Below are 15,041 nucleotides of genomic sequence, written 5' to 3' on the forward strand. Positions count from 1 at the left end.
GTGCCCCACGCCGCCCCGCCCCTCCCTACCCCTCCCCGCCCTACCCCTCCCCGCCCTACCCCTCCCTCACAAACCCCTCCCCCTCCATCCAGTCCAACGCCACCTGATGCGGATCCTCCCCGTCGACATCCACCTTCGCGTTCAGCTGCCGCGCCACCGCGTTGTCCAGCCGCTCGGTGATCGGGGCGAGGAGGTCGGCGATCGCCGGGTACTTCTTCAGGGTCCTGGAGTTGATCTCGGGCGCCGCGTTGTAGTTGGGGAAGAACTTCCTGTCGTCCTGCATCACCTCCAGGTCCATCGACCTGATGCGCCCGTCGGTGGTGAACACCTCGCCGTAGGTGCAACTGCCCTTCGCCGCCTGCGTGTAGATGATCCCGGTGTCCATCTGCGTGATGTTGCCCGCCGGTACGTCCATGCCGTACGTCTTCTGCATCCCCGGCAGCCCGTCCGCCCGGTTCGCGAACTCGCCCTCCACGCACAGCGTCACCGCGCCGGGATCGGACTTCGACAGCGCGGCCACGTCGGAGAGGGTCTTCCTGCCGTACTTCCTGAAGTTGGCCTGGTTCATGGCGAGGGCGTACGTGTTGTTGAGCGGCGCCGGCGGCAGCCAGGACAGCCCGTTCTTCGCGTCCGCGTCCCGCACCGCCGCCCACTGCCGCCGCGGGTCGGCGATGGGCTCGCTGTTGCCGAGATAGGTGATCCAGGCGGTGCCCGTGTACTCGTACATCGCGTCCGCGTCGCCGCTCCTGACCGCCTCGCGTGCGCCGACGGAGCCCTGGATGCCGGTGCGGTCCAGCACCTCCGCGCCGGCCGCCTCGAAGGCGATGCCCATGATCGCGCCGAGGATCAGCTGCTCGGTGAACTTCTTGGAGGTGACGGTGAGGCCGGCGCCCTTGAGCGGCTCGCCCTGTCCGATCGAGCCCGGGCGGACATCGTCCACCATCGGCGAACCGCTGGTCAGACCGCACCCGCCTGCCATGAGTGCGGCGGCCGGCACCGCGCACAGCCACCGCCGCCTCATGTCCCCACCTCCAGCCCCCGCGGGCGCAGCAGCAGTTCGGCCAGCGAGGCCAGCCAGTCCACCAGCAGGGCGAGTACGACCGTGAGGATCGAACCCAGCATCAGCACGGGCATCCGCTGGTTGGTGATCCCGGCCGTGATCAGTACGCCAAGCCCGCCGCCCCCGCCGAACGTCGCCAGCGTCGCCGTACCGACGTTCAGGACGAGCGCCGTCCGTACGCCCGCCAGGATCAGCGGGACCGCCAGTGGCAGTTCGACGCGGGAGAGCACGCCCAGCGGGGACATGCCGATGCCGCGGGCGGCCTCCAGCAGGGTCGGGTCGTTGGCCTTCAGGCCGGCGATCGTGTTCGACAGCACCGGCAGGATGGCGTAGACGATGATGCCGACCAGGGCCGCCTTCCGGCCGATGCCCAGCCAGATCACCAGCAGGGCGAGCAGGCCGATCGCGGGCGTCGCCTGGCCCATGTTGGCGACCGCCATCGCCGCCGGGGCCGCCTTCCGCATCGCCTTGCGGGTCAGCAGGATGCCCAGGGGGATCGCGATGATCAGCACGAAGAAGGTGGAGATCACCGTGAGTTCGACGTGCTGCCTCAGGGCCTTGGACACCTGTCCGTCCGACAGCGCGTTCTCGGACACGGCGTCCAGGTCGGCCTGCTCGAACCACAGCCAGGTCGCCAGCAGGACGGCGACGAGGACGGCCGGCAGGAAGGTGAGCTTCTGCCAGCCGATCCGCCGGCCGTTCCGCCGCCGTGTCACCGCCCGTGGCGGCGGCGGTTCCTGGTCGCCGGGGGCCTCGCCCTCGTCCCGGAAGGCGTGCCCCTTGACCTCGTGCTCGCCCTCGGGGCGCCGGCCGATGGAGAAGACGGTCACGCCTTCTCCCCTCCGGCGCCCTCCTGCTCGCCGTGCGTCTGCCGGGCCCGGGTCTCCGCCAGTTCCTGCTGGTGCTCCACGGCGTCCAGCCGGTCGGCCTCCAGCAGCTCGTGCACGGAGTTCATCAGCGTCTCCATGTCGACGACGCCCGTGTACTCGCCGCGCCGCCCGGTCACCACGACCCGGCCCGCGTTGTCGGTGAGGACCGCCTCCAGCGCGTCGCGGAGGGTCGCGTCCCGGGTCACCGTGTCGTGGACGAGCGTGCCCGCGCGGGCCAGCGAACCCCGGGCGCGCATCATGTCGCCTCGCCGCAGCCACTTGTACGGCCGTCCGTGCTCGTCGAGCAGGAGGACCTCGCCGACGCCGCTGCCGCGCAGCTTGTTGAAGATCTGCTGGAGCGGGTCGTCGACGGTGACCGTCGGGTAGTCGGTGATCTCCACATCCCGTACGCGGGTGAGGTTCAGCCGCTTCAGCGCCGCCCCGGCCCCGACGAACCCGGAGACGAAGTCGTCGGCCGGGTTGGTGAGGATCGCCTCCGGAGTGTCGAACTGGGCGATGTGGGACCGTTCGCGCAGCACCGCGATGCGATCACCGAGCTTGATCGCCTCGTCGAAGTCATGGGTGACGAAGACGATCGTCTTGTGCAGTTCGTGCTGCAGCCTGATCAGCTCGTCCTGAAGGTGTTCGCGGGTGATCGGATCGACCGCGCCGAACGGCTCGTCCATCAGGAGCACGGGCGGATCGGCGGCCAAGGCCCGTGCCACGCCGACACGTTGCTGCTGACCGCCGGAGAGCCGGCGCGGATAGCGGCCGTGGAACTCGCCCGGGTCGAGCCCGACCAGGTCCAGCATCTCCTCCACCCGCGATCTGATCCGCGCCGCCGGCCAGCCGATCATCTTCGGCACCAGCGCGATGTTCTGGGCGACCGTCATGTGCGGGAAGAGGCCGGACGCCTGGATGGCGTACCCGACGTTGCGGCGCAGCTTCACCGGGTCCATGTCGGTGACGTCCGCGCCGTCGATGCGGATGCGCCCGCCGGTCGGTTCGATCAACCGGTTGATCATCTTCAGCGTCGTGGACTTCCCGCAGCCGGAGGGCCCGACGAAGACGACGATCTCGCCCGCCTTGATCTCCATGTTCACGTTGTCGACGGCCGGCTGCGGGTTTCCCGGATACCGCTTGGTGAGGCTCTCCAGCTCGATGGAGGCACCGGAGGTCGCCTTCCCGGCCGCGGAGGCCGCCTTCTCGGCACCGCAGGTGGTCTTCTCGGCGACGGAGGTCATCTCCTCCGCACCGGAGGTGGCCTTCTCGGCCACGGAGGTCTCAGACACGGATCCCCCTGGGGATGGTCAGCCGTCCGATGACGACGTACGCGGCATCGAACAACAGCGCGAGGACGATGATCCCGAGCGTTCCGGCGAGCACCTGGTTGATCGCGTTCTTGCTGCCCAGCGAGGCCAGCCCGCGGAAGATCACATTGCCGAGGCCGGGCCCGGAGGCGTAAGCCGCGATCGCCGCGATGCCCATCAGCATCTGCGTCGAGACCCGGATGCCGGTCAGGATCGGCGGCCAGGCCAGCGGCAGCTCGATCCGCACCAGCCGGGCCGGGCGCGACATCCCGATGCCGGTCGCGGCGTCCACCAGCGCCGGATCGACCCCGCGCAGCCCGACGATCGAGTTCCGCACGATCGGCAGCAGCCCGTACAGCGTCAGCGCGATCACCGTGGGCGGCACACCCAGGCCCACGACCGGGATGAGCAGACCGATCATGGCGAGCGACGGGATGGTCAGAACGGTCGACGTGGCCGTGGTGGCGAGGCTTCCGGCCCACCCGCTCCGGTAGGTCACGATCCCGATCAGGACGCCCAGCACGGTCGCCACGACCATGCACTGGAAGACCGCGCTGGCGTGGTAGTAGGCGTCCGTGAGCAACTGCTGATGCCGGTTGCCCAGGTACTCCCAGAAGTCCACCCGCGGTCACCCCCAGAGGCTCGTATCACTCCCGTCCTTCCGCGCCCTCCGCCGCCTGCTCCACCAGCGGGATGATCCGCAGCGGAACGGGGTTCTCCATGACGATCGCGGTGGAGGCCCGGACGATGCCATCAAAACCGACAACCAGGTCGATCACCCGCTGGAGATCGGCATTCGACCGGGCCACCAGCCGGCACAGCATGTCCCCGGTGCCGGTGGTCGTGTGCAGCTCCAGCACCTCCGGCACGGTCGCCAAGTGGGCCCGTACGTCGGCCCCTTGACCCTGCCGGATCTGCAGCGTCGCGAATGCCGTGACCGGATAGCCGAGCGCCGCCGGATCCACCTCGGGCCCGAACCCCCGGATGACGCCATTCGACTGAAGCCGGTCGAGCCGCGCCTGCACCGTCCCCCGCGCCACCCCCAGCCGCCGGGACATCTCCAGTACCCCGATCCGCGGCTCCCGCGCGAGCAGCCCGATGATCCGTCCGTCCAGACGATCGATCGCCATACGTCCTCCAGGGTGGTCATCCTGTACAGGAAGCCCGCCGACACCGGCGGTTCACTGGTCGAATTGCCCACCAATTATGCGAACTGTTGCGCACCTTGCAGCCCGGCGCGAGGCTTCCGCTATGACGCAGACCACACACCACACCCCCGACACCGCCCGGCAGGCCGACCCCTTCCCGGTCAAGGGAATGGACGCGGTCGTCTTCGCCGTGGGCAACGCCAAGCAGGCGGCGCACTACTACTCCACCGCCTTCGGCATGCGGCTCGTGGCCTACTCCGGACCGGAGACCGGCAGCCGTGAGACCGCGAGCTACGTCCTCACCAACGGCTCCGCCCGCTTCGTCCTCACCTCGGTGATCAAACCCGCGACCACCTGGGGCCACTTCCTCGCCGAGCACGTGGCCGAGCACGGCGACGGCGTCGTCGACCTCGCCATCGAGGTCCCGGACGCCCGCGCCGCGTACGCGTACGCCGTCGAGCACGGCGCGCGTTCGGTCGCCGAGCCGTACGAGCTGAAGGACGAGCACGGCACGGTCGTACTCGCCGCCATCGCCACCTACGGCCAGACCCGCCACACCCTCGTCGAACGCACCGGCTACGACGGCCCGTACCTCCCCGGCTTCACCGCCGCCGCCCCGCTCGTCAAGGCGCCCGCGTGGGGGCACCTCCCGGCCGAAGGCTGGGGGAGCACCTTCCAGGCCATCGACCACTGCGTCGGCAACGTGGAGCTCGGCCGCATGAACGAATGGGTCGGCTTCTACAACAAGGTCATGGGCTTCACGAACATGAAGGAGTTCGTGGGCGACGACATCGCCACCGAGTACAGCGCGCTGATGTCGAAGGTGGTCGCCGACGGCACGCTCAAGGTCAAGTTCCCGATCAACGAGCCCGCCCTCGCCAGGAAGAAGTCCCAGATCGACGAGTACCTGGAGTTCTACGGCGGCGCGGGCGTCCAGCACATCGCGCTCAACACCAACGACATCGTGCAGACGGTACGGACGATGCGGGCGGCCGGCGTGCAGTTCCTCGACACCCCCGACTCGTACTACGACACCCTCGGCGAGTGGGTCGGCGACACCCGCGTCCCCGTCGAGACCCTCCGCGAGCTGAAGATCCTCGCCGACCGCGACGAGGACGGCTACCTGCTCCAGATCTTCACCAAGCCGGTCCAGGACCGCCCGACCGTCTTCTTCGAGCTGATCGAACGCCACGGCTCCATGGGCTTCGGCAAGGGCAACTTCAAGGCCCTCTTCGAGGCGATCGAACGGGAACAGGCCAAACGCGGCAACTTGTGATCAGGCGGTGCGGAACGCGCCCGTAGGGGCGCGGGGAACTGCGCGACCAGCCACAACGGCGCCGCGGACACCCGACGGCACATCGCGGCACCCCAGCGGAGCGCTAAGGCAGGGGCTCGTCCCCCGGCAGGTCACCGAGCCCCCGCAACGCCTCCCGCGCCATCGGCACCCGCCACGGCGAGAACCGCGGATTGATCCGCAGCGCCTCCTGAAGGTGCCGCCGGGCGGGCCCGTACAGCTCCAGCTCCCCCTCGATCATGCCCCGGTGGTACGCGTACAGCGCACTGCGCACCCCACCCCCGTGCTCCTTGTCCGTCGCCCGTACCGCGAACCGCAGCGCCTCCTCGTGCTGCCCGGCCCGGTGCAGCGCCCACCCCAGCGCGTCGGCCACGGCGATCCCGGGCTGGCGCTGCCACTCGGCGCGCAGTCGCCGTACCGCCTCCTCCGGATCCCCGTGGTCCGCCTCGAACTGCCCGAGGACCAGTTCCTCGTCGGCCCCGTCCGCCGCGGCACCGCGCACCCGCTCCCGCAGCAGGTCGTACTGCACGCGCGCGGCCTGATCGAGCCCCAGCGACTCGTACAACTCGCCCAGTTCCAGGGCGTATTGCGGCAGCGGCTGCTTGGCGAGGGCCGCCCGGTAGGCGTTCAGCGCCTCCGACGTCCGCCCGAGCGCCGCCAGTGCCCGCCCCTGCCCGGCCTGCGCGGCCCGCTGGTCGGGGTCGATACGGACCGCCTCCTGGAAGTGCCGCAGCGCGACTTCGAGGTCCCCGCGCTCGAACGCCAGCTGCCCGCCCCGCTCCAGATACGCGGCCTTCTCGGCGGGCGCCTCGGCTCCGGCCGCCGCGTCGGCCAGCGCGGCGGCGGCGTCCTCGCGCCAGCCCTGGTCGCGGTAGACGGCCCCGGCCCGCGCGAGCGCCGCCGGGCCGGAGTGCAGCTCCAGCAGCCGGTCCAGCGTCCGCTTGGCCGCCTTGTGATCGCCCAGCCCCGTGTAGGCGTCGATCAGCACCGGATACGTCGTCCAGCGCTTCGCGTCCAGCTCCAGCGCGTCCTGCCCCCACTTCCGCGCCGCGAGGAAGTCACGCCGCGCGTTCGCCAGCGCCGCCATCCCGGTCAGCGCCCGCACGTTCCCCTTCGCCCGCGTCCGCAGCGACATACGCAGCGCCTGCTCGGCCCGCGGGAAGTAGGACGGTTCCGCGAGCCGTCGCCCCTGTTCGAGGTACGCCGTCCCGAGCACCGCCCACGACCGCGCGTCCTCGGGATGGGCCCGCACCCGCGCCTCACGCTCGCCGATCAGCGCCGCCAGGCCGGGCAGCGTGGCCGGCACCCCGGACCCCACCGCCGTCAGCGCCTGCGCCCCCGGCGCCGGAGCGGGCGCCCGCGAGTCCGACCCCTGGGAGGGCAGCAGCATCAGCACCACGCCGAGTACGGCGCATGCGGCGACGGCCGCGATCACCGCCCACCGGGCAACAGGCCCGCGCACCCTGGCCGGCGCTTCCTCTTGGTTCCCCATGGCGCTCACTGTGCGTCAACACGACGACCGCGTTCCCGCACCCGAAGCCCGGTGCGGACGGGGTTCACACCGATGGCCCCGGGTGCGAACCTGTGATCATGAGCCGTATCGAAGCGCCCAGCGACCAAGCGACCGGCAACCTCGTCGACCGCCTGCTCAGCGGCCTGCCCGCCGAGGCCGTCCTCACCGACCCCGACATCACGGCCTCCTACGCCAACGACATGGCCAGCTTCTGCCCGGCCGGCGCCCCCGCCGTGGTCGTACTGCCGCGCACGGTCGAAGAGGTGCAGCACATCATGCGCGTCGCCACCGAGCTGCGCGTCCCGGTCGTCCCGCAGGGCGCCCGCACCGGACTGTCGGGCGCGGCGAACGCCTCCGACGGCTGCATCGTGCTGTCCCTCACCAAGATGGACCGCATCCTGGAGATCAACCCGGTCGACCGCATCGCCGTCGTCGAACCCGGCGTCGTCAACGCCGCCCTGTCCCGCGCGGTCGGCGAACACGGCCTGTACTACCCGCCGGACCCCTCCAGCTGGGAGACGTGCACGATCGGCGGCAACATCGGGACGGCGTCGGGCGGCCTGTGCTGTGTGAAGTACGGGGTCACCGCCGAGTACGTCCTCGGCCTGGACGTCGTCCTGGCCGACGGACGGCTCATGACCACCGGCCGCCGCACGGCGAAGGGGGTCGCCGGGTACGACATGACCCGCCTGTTCGTGGGGTCGGAGGGGTCGCTGGGCATCGTCGTACGGGCGGTCCTGGCGCTGAAGCCGCAGCCGCCGCAGCAGCTGGTGCTGGCGGCCGAGTTCGCCTCCGGGGCCGCCGCGTGCGACGCGGTGTGCCGGATCATGGCGGGCGGGCACGTACCGTCCCTCCTCGAACTGATGGACCGTACGACGGTGAAGGCCGTCAACGACCTGGCGCACATGGGACTGCCCGAGTCGACGGAGGCACTGCTGCTGGCGGCCTTCGACACCCCGGACCCGTCCGCCGACCTGGCCGCCGTCGGCGCGCTCTGCGAGGCGGCGGGCGCCACCGAGGTGGTACCGGCGGACGACCTGGCCGAGTCGGAACTCCTCCTCCAGGCACGGCGGTTGTCGCTCACCGCGCTGGAGGCGGTCAAGGGCACGACGATGATCGACGACGTGTGCGTGCCCCGCTCCCGCCTCGGCGACATGCTCGAAGGGACCGAGCGGATCGCCGAGAAGTACCAGCTCACCATCGGCGTCGTCGCCCACGCCGGCGACGGCAACACGCACCCGACGGTCTGCTTCGACGCCCAGGACCCCGACGAGTCCCGGCGTGCCCGTGAGTCCTTCGACGAGATCATGGCCCTCGGCCTGGAACTCGGCGGCACGATCACCGGCGAACACGGCGTGGGCGTGCTGAAGAAGGAGTGGCTGGCCCGCGAGATCGGCCCGGTCGGCGTGGAGATGCAGCGGGCGGTCAAGGACGTCTTCGACCCGCTGGGCATCCTGAACCCGGGCAAGCTGTTCTGACCCCTTTTGCGGCTGAACCGCCGCCGCTCTCGCGGACGTGGCTGATCGCCGTTGTGGTTCCTCAATGGACGGTTGCGGCTCACTCACCTCCATCCTTCGGCCCGTTGCCCGGCCACTGGTCGTCGGCGGGGGTAGGGGCGAGCAACTGGTCGAGCGCGTCGTCGATTCCCAGCTGCTCGCCCTCAGTCCCCGGGGGCACCACCCGCAGCGTGCGCTCCAGCCAGGCCGACACCTGGGCCGCCGGGGCCTCCAGCAGGGCGTCACCGTCGGGTGAACTCAGCGCCACGACGACGACGCTGCGCCCCTCGCTCTTCGTCGGCCACACCTGGACGTCCCCGTTCCCGCAGGGCCGGAACACGCCCTCGACGAGCAGGTCACGGGCGAAGGACCAGTGCACGGGGGAGTCGGAGTCGATGTGGAAGGAGATCCGGACGGCGTACGGATCGTCGCTGCGGAAGCTCAGCCGGGCCGGGACCGGGATGCTCCGCTCCGGCGACAGGATGAGCTTCAGCTCCAGCTCCCGCTCTACCACGCTGTACATAGGGGCGTGTTTCCTCTCTTGTGTCGCTCTCTCGTGTCGCTTTCGCGGGCCCTGGCGAGGGCCCGTACGAGTGGAGAGCGGAGAGGGGCCGGAACCATTACGCGGGTTCTCGGAACTTTTTCGCGAGCCGCGGTCGATCGGCTCCGGGACGTGTGAAGTACGTGTACGAGGTTGCCCGGAAAGGGGCGGGTCCTACGGGACTGGCGGTGGTTGTCGCGCCGGTCTGATAGATGTGGAGACCCTCAGATGACCCCCGAGCAGATACGGGACGACGGACATGAGCGCCCCAACCCCGGCCCCAGGTGATGACAGGCCCCGCGAGGGCTACTACCCGGATCCCTCCATTCCCGGATATGTCCGGTACTGGAACGGTGCCTCCTGGGTTCCGGGCACCAGCCGTCCGGCCCCGGCGGACGGCGAGCCGCTCGCCCCGCCGCCCGGCGCCGACCCGGCCCCGGCCCCGGCGCAGGTCGAGGAGACGGGCCCGCACTTCTTCGACGAGGACCCGGACGGCTCGTCGGGCGCCCCCGGTCCGGCCGACGCCCAGTACGGCAGCCGGCCCGAGCCCGCGTCCGCGTGGGGCGCCGACCGGTCCCGGCAGTCGGGCTTCGTCGGCGACCAGGACCGCCGTGTCTCCTGGGGCGCCGCGCAGGAGGCCGACCCGAGGGTGCCCGCGGACGCCCAGGCCCAGCCGGACGGCCAGGCCACCGCCCGCACGGACGGCACGGCGACCATCCCGCCCACCGAGCCGGACGGCGTCGACTCCGGCAACACCTTCGTCTTCCGTCGGCCGACCCCCGGGCCCGGCGCGGCAGCCGCCTCCGCGAGCCCCGGCACCGACGAGGCACCCGACGGCACGATGAAGTTCCGCGCGCTCTCCCCGCGCACCCCACAGCAGACCAGGGGAGCGGGGGCGCGGAGCGGTGGCTCCGGGTCGGCCGGGTCGGCCGGTGCCGCCTCGGCTTCCGCCCCCGCCGGTGCCGCCTCGGCCTCCGCCGCCTCCGCCGCCCCCGCCGCCTCGGCCTCCGCCGCCCCCGCCGCCGCGCCTTCCTCCGGCAGCGGTCCCGCAGCCCCCGGCTTCGGCGCCGGAAAGGCGGCCGCCGCCCGTGCCGCGGCCGTGCAGCAGCCCGCCACGCCGGCCACGCCTGCCACCCCCGCCGTGCCTGCCCCCACGGCCCCCTCCGGCGGCCCTCAGCAGCCGGCGCTCGCCGTCCCCCAGCAGCCCGGCGCCCCTCAGTCCGGCACGCCCATGACCAGCGGCTCCGGTGGCGGCCAGCCCTCCTGGGCGCAGCAGGTGCACCAGCTCGCCGGAGGGCCCGGCGACGACCAGCCCGTGGTGCCCTGGAAGCCGCCCGTGGAGGACATCTTCCAGGCGGCTGCCATGCGTCAGGCGTCGGCCCGCCCGGCCGGGCTCGGCAAGCGGCTCGCGGCCCGGCTCGTCGACACCGTCGTCCTCGCCGCCGTCACCTCCGTCGCCGCCGTCCCTCTCGGTACCCAGGCGATGGACCACGTCAACGAGAAGATCGACGCGGCCAAGCTGTCCGGCGAGACCGTGACCGTGTGGCTGCTCGACGGCACGACATCGACGTATCTCGGTATCGTCCTGGCGGTCCTGCTGCTGTTCGGCGTCGCCTACGAGGTGCTGCCCACCCACAGATGGGGCCGCACCCTCGGCAAGAAGCTGCTCGGTCTGGAGGTGCGGGACATCGAGGGCCACGAGCCCCCGTCCTTCGGCGCGGCAGTCCGCCGCTGGCTCGTGTACAGCGTGCCCGGACTGCTCGTCGTCGGTGTGGTGGGCGTCGTGTGGTGCCTGTTCGACCGGCCCTGGCACCAGTGCTGGCACGACAAGGCCGCGCGTACGTTCGTCGCCGGGTGACCGGGTACTCCGGAAGGGCCAGGTACTCCGGAAGGACCAGCTGACTCCGTACTCCGGACGGCCGCTCGCCGGATGCGGAGCCGGAGGGTTCGCGGTCGACTCGGGCCATGAGCAGCGAACCGCCCCCCGGCTCCGGTCAGCCGCCACCGGAAGAGGACCCGTTCCGGAAGCACCCCCCGCACCCCCCGCCAGGACAGGGATCAGGCTCGCCGTACGACGCCCCGCACGGCGGCGCCCAGCCCCCGCCCTACCAGGGCGGGCCCCTCGGCGGTGACCCGTACGGCGGCGGCTCGTTCCCGCGCGATCCGCTGGCCGGCATGCCCCCGCTCGCGGACAGCGGGAAACGCACGCTGGCCCGCATCATCGACATGATCCTCGTCGGCGTCGTCGTCTGGCTGCTCACCTGGGGCTTCGGCGTGAGCGAGTACGACGTCGCCGCCGACGACGTCGACTACGCCAGCTCCATCGCGCAGTCCGCGGTCGCCGCCGTGCTCTACACCGCCTACGACACCTTCATGATCGCCAGGACCGGGCAGACCCTCGGCAAGAAGTGGCTGAAGATGCGGGTGGCCAACCTCGACAACGGGGCCACGCCCTCGGCGCAGACGGCGCTGGTGCGGTCCTTGGTGCTGTGGATCCCGTTCGCCTTCTGCTGTGCCTGCATCTGGACGGCGATCTCGGGTGGTGTGAGCTACTTCGACAAACCGTACAAGCAGGGCCTGCACGACAAGGCGGCCAAGACGGTGGTGGTCGGCACCGGCTGAGGCGGCAGCGGGCGGGCGCGCGTACGGCAACGACCGGCGGGCCCGTGAAAGTCACGGGCCCGCCGGTCGTAGACGCAAAGGATCAGATGTACTGGATCAGACGCAAAGGATCAGACGTACTGGATCAGGCTGCGAAGGTCACGCGGCCTTACCGGAATTGACCGGAACGCGCTCTGGTGTGGTGGCCTCGGCCGATGGCGCGGCGGCCGCGCCCGGCTTCGGCAGCGGAACCGTCATGGCGACCAGGAGCCCGAGAGCGAGCGCCGCGACGGCGATGACCGCGATCCCCACACCTGAACTCGTCTGTGACAGCAGCAGCATGGCGAGGGTCGAGAAGATCACGGTGCATGAACCGTAGACGAGCTGTGCGGCGGTCGGTCGAGGCGCAGTCGGACGAGGCATGGCAATCGTGTCCTCGGAAAGGGGGGCGAGAAGGGGCGCCGGCCTGGCATTGCGTAGGCTCGCGAGGCTTCCGCCAGCCGACTCTAATCGCAGGCATGCCCGAGCGGAACGAACGGTAAGCGTGACCTAACCAACAGTGTCGGTGCATGGGGGGCGCATCGAGTCACACCGTCCAGCAAGTGGACGGACCCACGCGCCCGTTGGTAGGCCCCCGGTAATGCAATTGACCTGTTCAAGTCAAGGGCTGTCTTTTCAGTTCAACCTCTAGTCAAATGGCTTCACTTGACTACACGAGTCTTTCACGCGACTACACGCGTCCTTCACGCGCGCGCGGAGCTGCGGACCTCCCGTGACCCAGGAGCCCTTTCCGCGTGCCCGGACGCTGGGGAGGATCTCAAGTGACCAGAAGACCCTGGGCGTTCAGAGCGGCGGCCACGACCGTCGCGCTCGCCGCGGCCACCGCCACGATCTCGGCCTTCACCGTGGCCCAGGCCGACAGCGCCGCGGAGCCGGCCGCCGTGAACCGGCAGGACCCGCTCCCGGACCAGCGCCAGGAAGAGCACGACCTCGACGGTCCGTTCACCAAGACCCAGGAGGCGCAGCGCCAGGAGGCCCTGAACCAGGTCCTCTCCGGCGACGCCCAGGTCAAGGAGAACGACGGCTCCAAGGTCGTCCGGCTGAAGAGCAAGAAGGGCGACAGCAAGTACGTAGAACTGGGCCGCGAGAAGACCGACAAGATCTTCACGATCCTGGTCGAGTTCGGCGACCAGACGGACCCCCGCTACGGCGGTACGCCCGGCCCGCGGCACAACGAGATAGCCGAGCCGGACCGTGCGGAGGACAACAGCACGGCCTGGCAGGCGGATTACAACCAGGAGCACTACCAGGACCTGTACTTCGGCGAGGGCGAAGCCTCGATGAAGACCTACTACGAGAAGCAGTCCTCGGGCCGCTACTCCATCGAGGGCGAGGTCGCCGACTGGGTCAAGGTCCCCTACAACGAGGCGCGTTACGGCTCCAACAAGTGCGACCCCGACAACTGCGCCTGGTACGCGGTGCAGGACGGCGTCACCGCGTGGGCCGAGGGGCAGAAGGCGGCCGGCAAGACCGACGCCGAGATCAAGGCCAAGCTCTCCGAGTACGACCAGTGGGACCGCTACGACTTCGACGGCGACGGCGACTTCAACGAGTCCGACGGCTACATCGACCACTTCCAGATCGTGCACGCCGGTGAGGACGAGTCCGCCGGCGGCGGCGCACAGGGCGAGGACGCGATCTGGGCCCACCGCTGGTACGCCTTCGGCACCGACGCCGGCTCCACCGGCCCCGACAACAACAAGCTCGGCGGCACCCAGATCGGCGACACCGGCATCTGGGTCGGCGACTACACCATCCAGCCGGAGAACGGCGGACTCGGCGTCTTCGCCCACGAGTACGGCCACGACCTCGGTCTGCCGGACCACTACGACACCGCCGGCGGCGAGAACTCCACCGGCTTCTGGACCCTGATGTCCTCCGGCTCCTGGCTCGGCACCGGCGAGGAGACCATCGGCGACCGGCCCGGCGACATGACCGCCTGGGACAAGCTCCAGCTCGGCTGGCTCGACTACGACACCGCGCGAGCCGCGACGAAGTCGACGCACAAGCTGGGCGTCGCCGAGTACAACACCAAGAACAAGCAGGCCCTCGTGGTCACTCTCCCCGAAAAGTCGGTCACCACCGAGGTCGTCACTCCCGCCGAGGGCGCGACCCAGTGGTGGAGCGGCAGCGGCGACAACCTCCGCAACACGCTGACCCGTTCCGTGGACCTCACCGGCAGGACGTCGGCCACGCTGACCCTCGACGGCTGGTACGACATCGAGCGGGACTACGACTACCTCTACACCGAGGTCTCCACCGACGGCGGCGCCAGGTGGACCCCCGTGGACGGCACGGTGGACGGCCAGGCCATCCCGCGTGACGGCAGCGGCAACCCCGCACTCACCGGCACGGTCGACGGGTACAAGAAGCTGTCGTACTCCCTGGACGCGTACGCGGGCCAGAACATCCAGCTCCGCTTCCGCTACTCCACCGACGGCGGTGTCGCGCAGAAGGGCTTCGCGGCCGACGCGATCACGGTGACCGCCGACGGCAGCCCGCTGTTCACCGACAACGCCGAGACGGCGGACGCCGCGTGGACCGCGACCGGCTTCTCCCGCATCGGCGCCTCGTTCACCAAGAGCTACGCGCAGTACTACATCGCCGAGAACCGCCAGTACGTGTCGTACGACGAGACCCTCAAGGTCGGCCCGTACAACTTCGGCTTCTCGACGACCCGTCCGTCCTGGGTGGAGCACTTCCCGTACCAGAACGGCCTGATGATCTGGAAGTGGGACACCTCCCAGACGGACAACAACACCAGCCGGCACAACGGCACCGGCCGGCTCCTCCCGGTCGACGCCCACCCGACCGCGCTGAAGTGGTCCGACGGCACGCTGATGCGCAACCGCATCCAGTCCTACGACTCGCCGTTCAGCCTGTATCGCACGGACGCCGTCACGCTGCACAACGCGGGCGTGGAGACGAAGATCCCGTCGCAGAAGGGGGTGCCGGTCTTCAACGACCACACCAGCACCTACTACGACGAGAGCAACCCGCGCGGGGGCGTCAAGATCACTGACACCAACACCAAGATCAGGATCGTCAATGAGGCCAGGAACGGCTCGACGATCACGCTCCAAGTCGGCCCCGCGGTGAAGTAAGCGGAGTCTTCGCAGGTCAGAGCGCGATTCGGCGGCAGCCCCTGG

The 15,041-nt window shown here is 70.5% G+C and carries 13 protein-coding genes; 5 read left to right on the forward strand and 8 right to left on the reverse strand.

The window, feature by feature from the left end:
* Positions 1–55 precede the first annotated feature (55 nt).
* From GFH49_RS05685 to GFH49_RS05705, 5 genes are read right to left on the reverse strand one after another with little or no spacing between them, the layout of a single operon-like run.
* Positions 56–1,021, reverse strand: coding sequence for a glycine betaine ABC transporter substrate-binding protein (locus GFH49_RS05685; protein ID WP_155054652.1), 966 nt, complete (start codon positions 1,019–1,021; stop codon positions 56–58).
* The gene (locus GFH49_RS05690; RefSeq protein ID WP_155054653.1) at positions 1,018–1,890 is read right to left on the reverse strand and encodes an ABC transporter permease; all 873 of its coding nucleotides are present in this window, start codon (positions 1,888–1,890) and stop codon (positions 1,018–1,020) included. The genes GFH49_RS05685 and GFH49_RS05690 overlap by 4 nt, the downstream gene beginning before the upstream one ends.
* Positions 1,887–3,173, reverse strand: a complete 1,287-nt coding sequence (locus GFH49_RS05695) for a betaine/proline/choline family ABC transporter ATP-binding protein (RefSeq protein WP_230396187.1) — start codon at positions 3,171–3,173, stop codon at positions 1,887–1,889. Before GFH49_RS05695 ends, GFH49_RS05690 begins: the two co-directional genes overlap by 4 nt.
* A 40-nt stretch (positions 3,174–3,213) precedes the next feature.
* Positions 3,214–3,861 carry an ABC transporter permease gene (locus tag GFH49_RS05700; RefSeq protein WP_155054654.1) on the reverse strand — a complete coding sequence of 216 codons (648 nt, stop codon included), beginning with the start codon at positions 3,859–3,861 and terminating at the stop codon, positions 3,214–3,216.
* Between the two features lie 25 nt (positions 3,862–3,886).
* Positions 3,887–4,369, reverse strand: coding sequence for an Lrp/AsnC family transcriptional regulator (locus tag GFH49_RS05705; RefSeq protein WP_155054655.1), 483 nt, complete (start codon positions 4,367–4,369; stop codon positions 3,887–3,889).
* Between the two features lie 121 nt (positions 4,370–4,490).
* On the opposite strand from GFH49_RS05705, the gene hppD reads away from it, so the two are divergent.
* Positions 4,491–5,663 (forward strand): 4-hydroxyphenylpyruvate dioxygenase, encoded by a 1,173-nt coding sequence (hppD, locus tag GFH49_RS05710; protein WP_155054656.1) that lies wholly within the window; start codon positions 4,491–4,493, stop codon positions 5,661–5,663.
* Between the two features lie 103 nt (positions 5,664–5,766).
* Here hppD and GFH49_RS05715 read toward each other — a convergent pair whose 3' ends face one another.
* On the reverse strand, positions 5,767–7,173 hold the full coding sequence (locus GFH49_RS05715) for a tetratricopeptide repeat protein (RefSeq protein WP_155054657.1): 1,407 nt from the start codon (positions 7,171–7,173) through the stop codon (positions 5,767–5,769).
* Positions 7,174–7,265: 92 nt separating this feature from the next.
* Here GFH49_RS05715 and GFH49_RS05720 point away from each other — a divergent pair, with 92 nt between their 5' ends.
* Entirely contained in the window at positions 7,266–8,672 is a 1,407-nt protein-coding gene (locus GFH49_RS05720) for an FAD-binding oxidoreductase (RefSeq protein WP_155054658.1), read from the forward strand.
* Positions 8,673–8,751: 79 nt separating this feature from the next.
* Here the strand turns inward: GFH49_RS05720 and GFH49_RS05725 are convergent, their stop codons facing one another.
* Complete coding sequence (locus GFH49_RS05725) at positions 8,752–9,213, reverse strand: SsgA family sporulation/cell division regulator (protein WP_155054659.1); 462 nt, start codon at positions 9,211–9,213, stop codon at positions 8,752–8,754.
* Positions 9,214–9,490: 277 nt separating this feature from the next.
* Here GFH49_RS05725 and GFH49_RS05730 point away from each other — a divergent pair, with 277 nt between their 5' ends.
* Together GFH49_RS05730 and GFH49_RS05735 are read left to right on the forward strand one after the other, a co-directional pair.
* Positions 9,491–11,089: an RDD family protein gene (locus GFH49_RS05730; RefSeq protein ID WP_155054660.1), complete on the forward strand. Its 1,599-nt coding sequence runs from the start codon at positions 9,491–9,493 to the stop codon at positions 11,087–11,089.
* Positions 11,090–11,196: 107 nt separating this feature from the next.
* Entirely contained in the window at positions 11,197–11,853 is a 657-nt protein-coding gene (locus GFH49_RS05735) for an RDD family protein (protein WP_155054661.1), read from the forward strand.
* Between the two features lie 138 nt (positions 11,854–11,991).
* On the opposite strand, the gene GFH49_RS05740 is transcribed toward GFH49_RS05735, so the two are convergent.
* On the reverse strand, positions 11,992–12,255 hold the full coding sequence (locus GFH49_RS05740) for a hypothetical protein (RefSeq protein ID WP_155054662.1): 264 nt from the start codon (positions 12,253–12,255) through the stop codon (positions 11,992–11,994).
* A 398-nt stretch (positions 12,256–12,653) separates the two neighbouring features.
* Between GFH49_RS05740 and GFH49_RS05745 the strand changes: the two genes are divergently transcribed.
* Positions 12,654–14,996, forward strand: a complete 2,343-nt coding sequence (locus GFH49_RS05745) for an immune inhibitor A domain-containing protein (protein WP_155054663.1) — start codon at positions 12,654–12,656, stop codon at positions 14,994–14,996.
* Positions 14,997–15,041: the final 45 nt, after the last annotated feature.

It is taken from the genome of Streptomyces blattellae (assembly GCF_009709555.1).
GTDB lineage: Bacteria > Actinomycetota > Actinomycetes > Streptomycetales > Streptomycetaceae > Streptomyces > Streptomyces blattellae.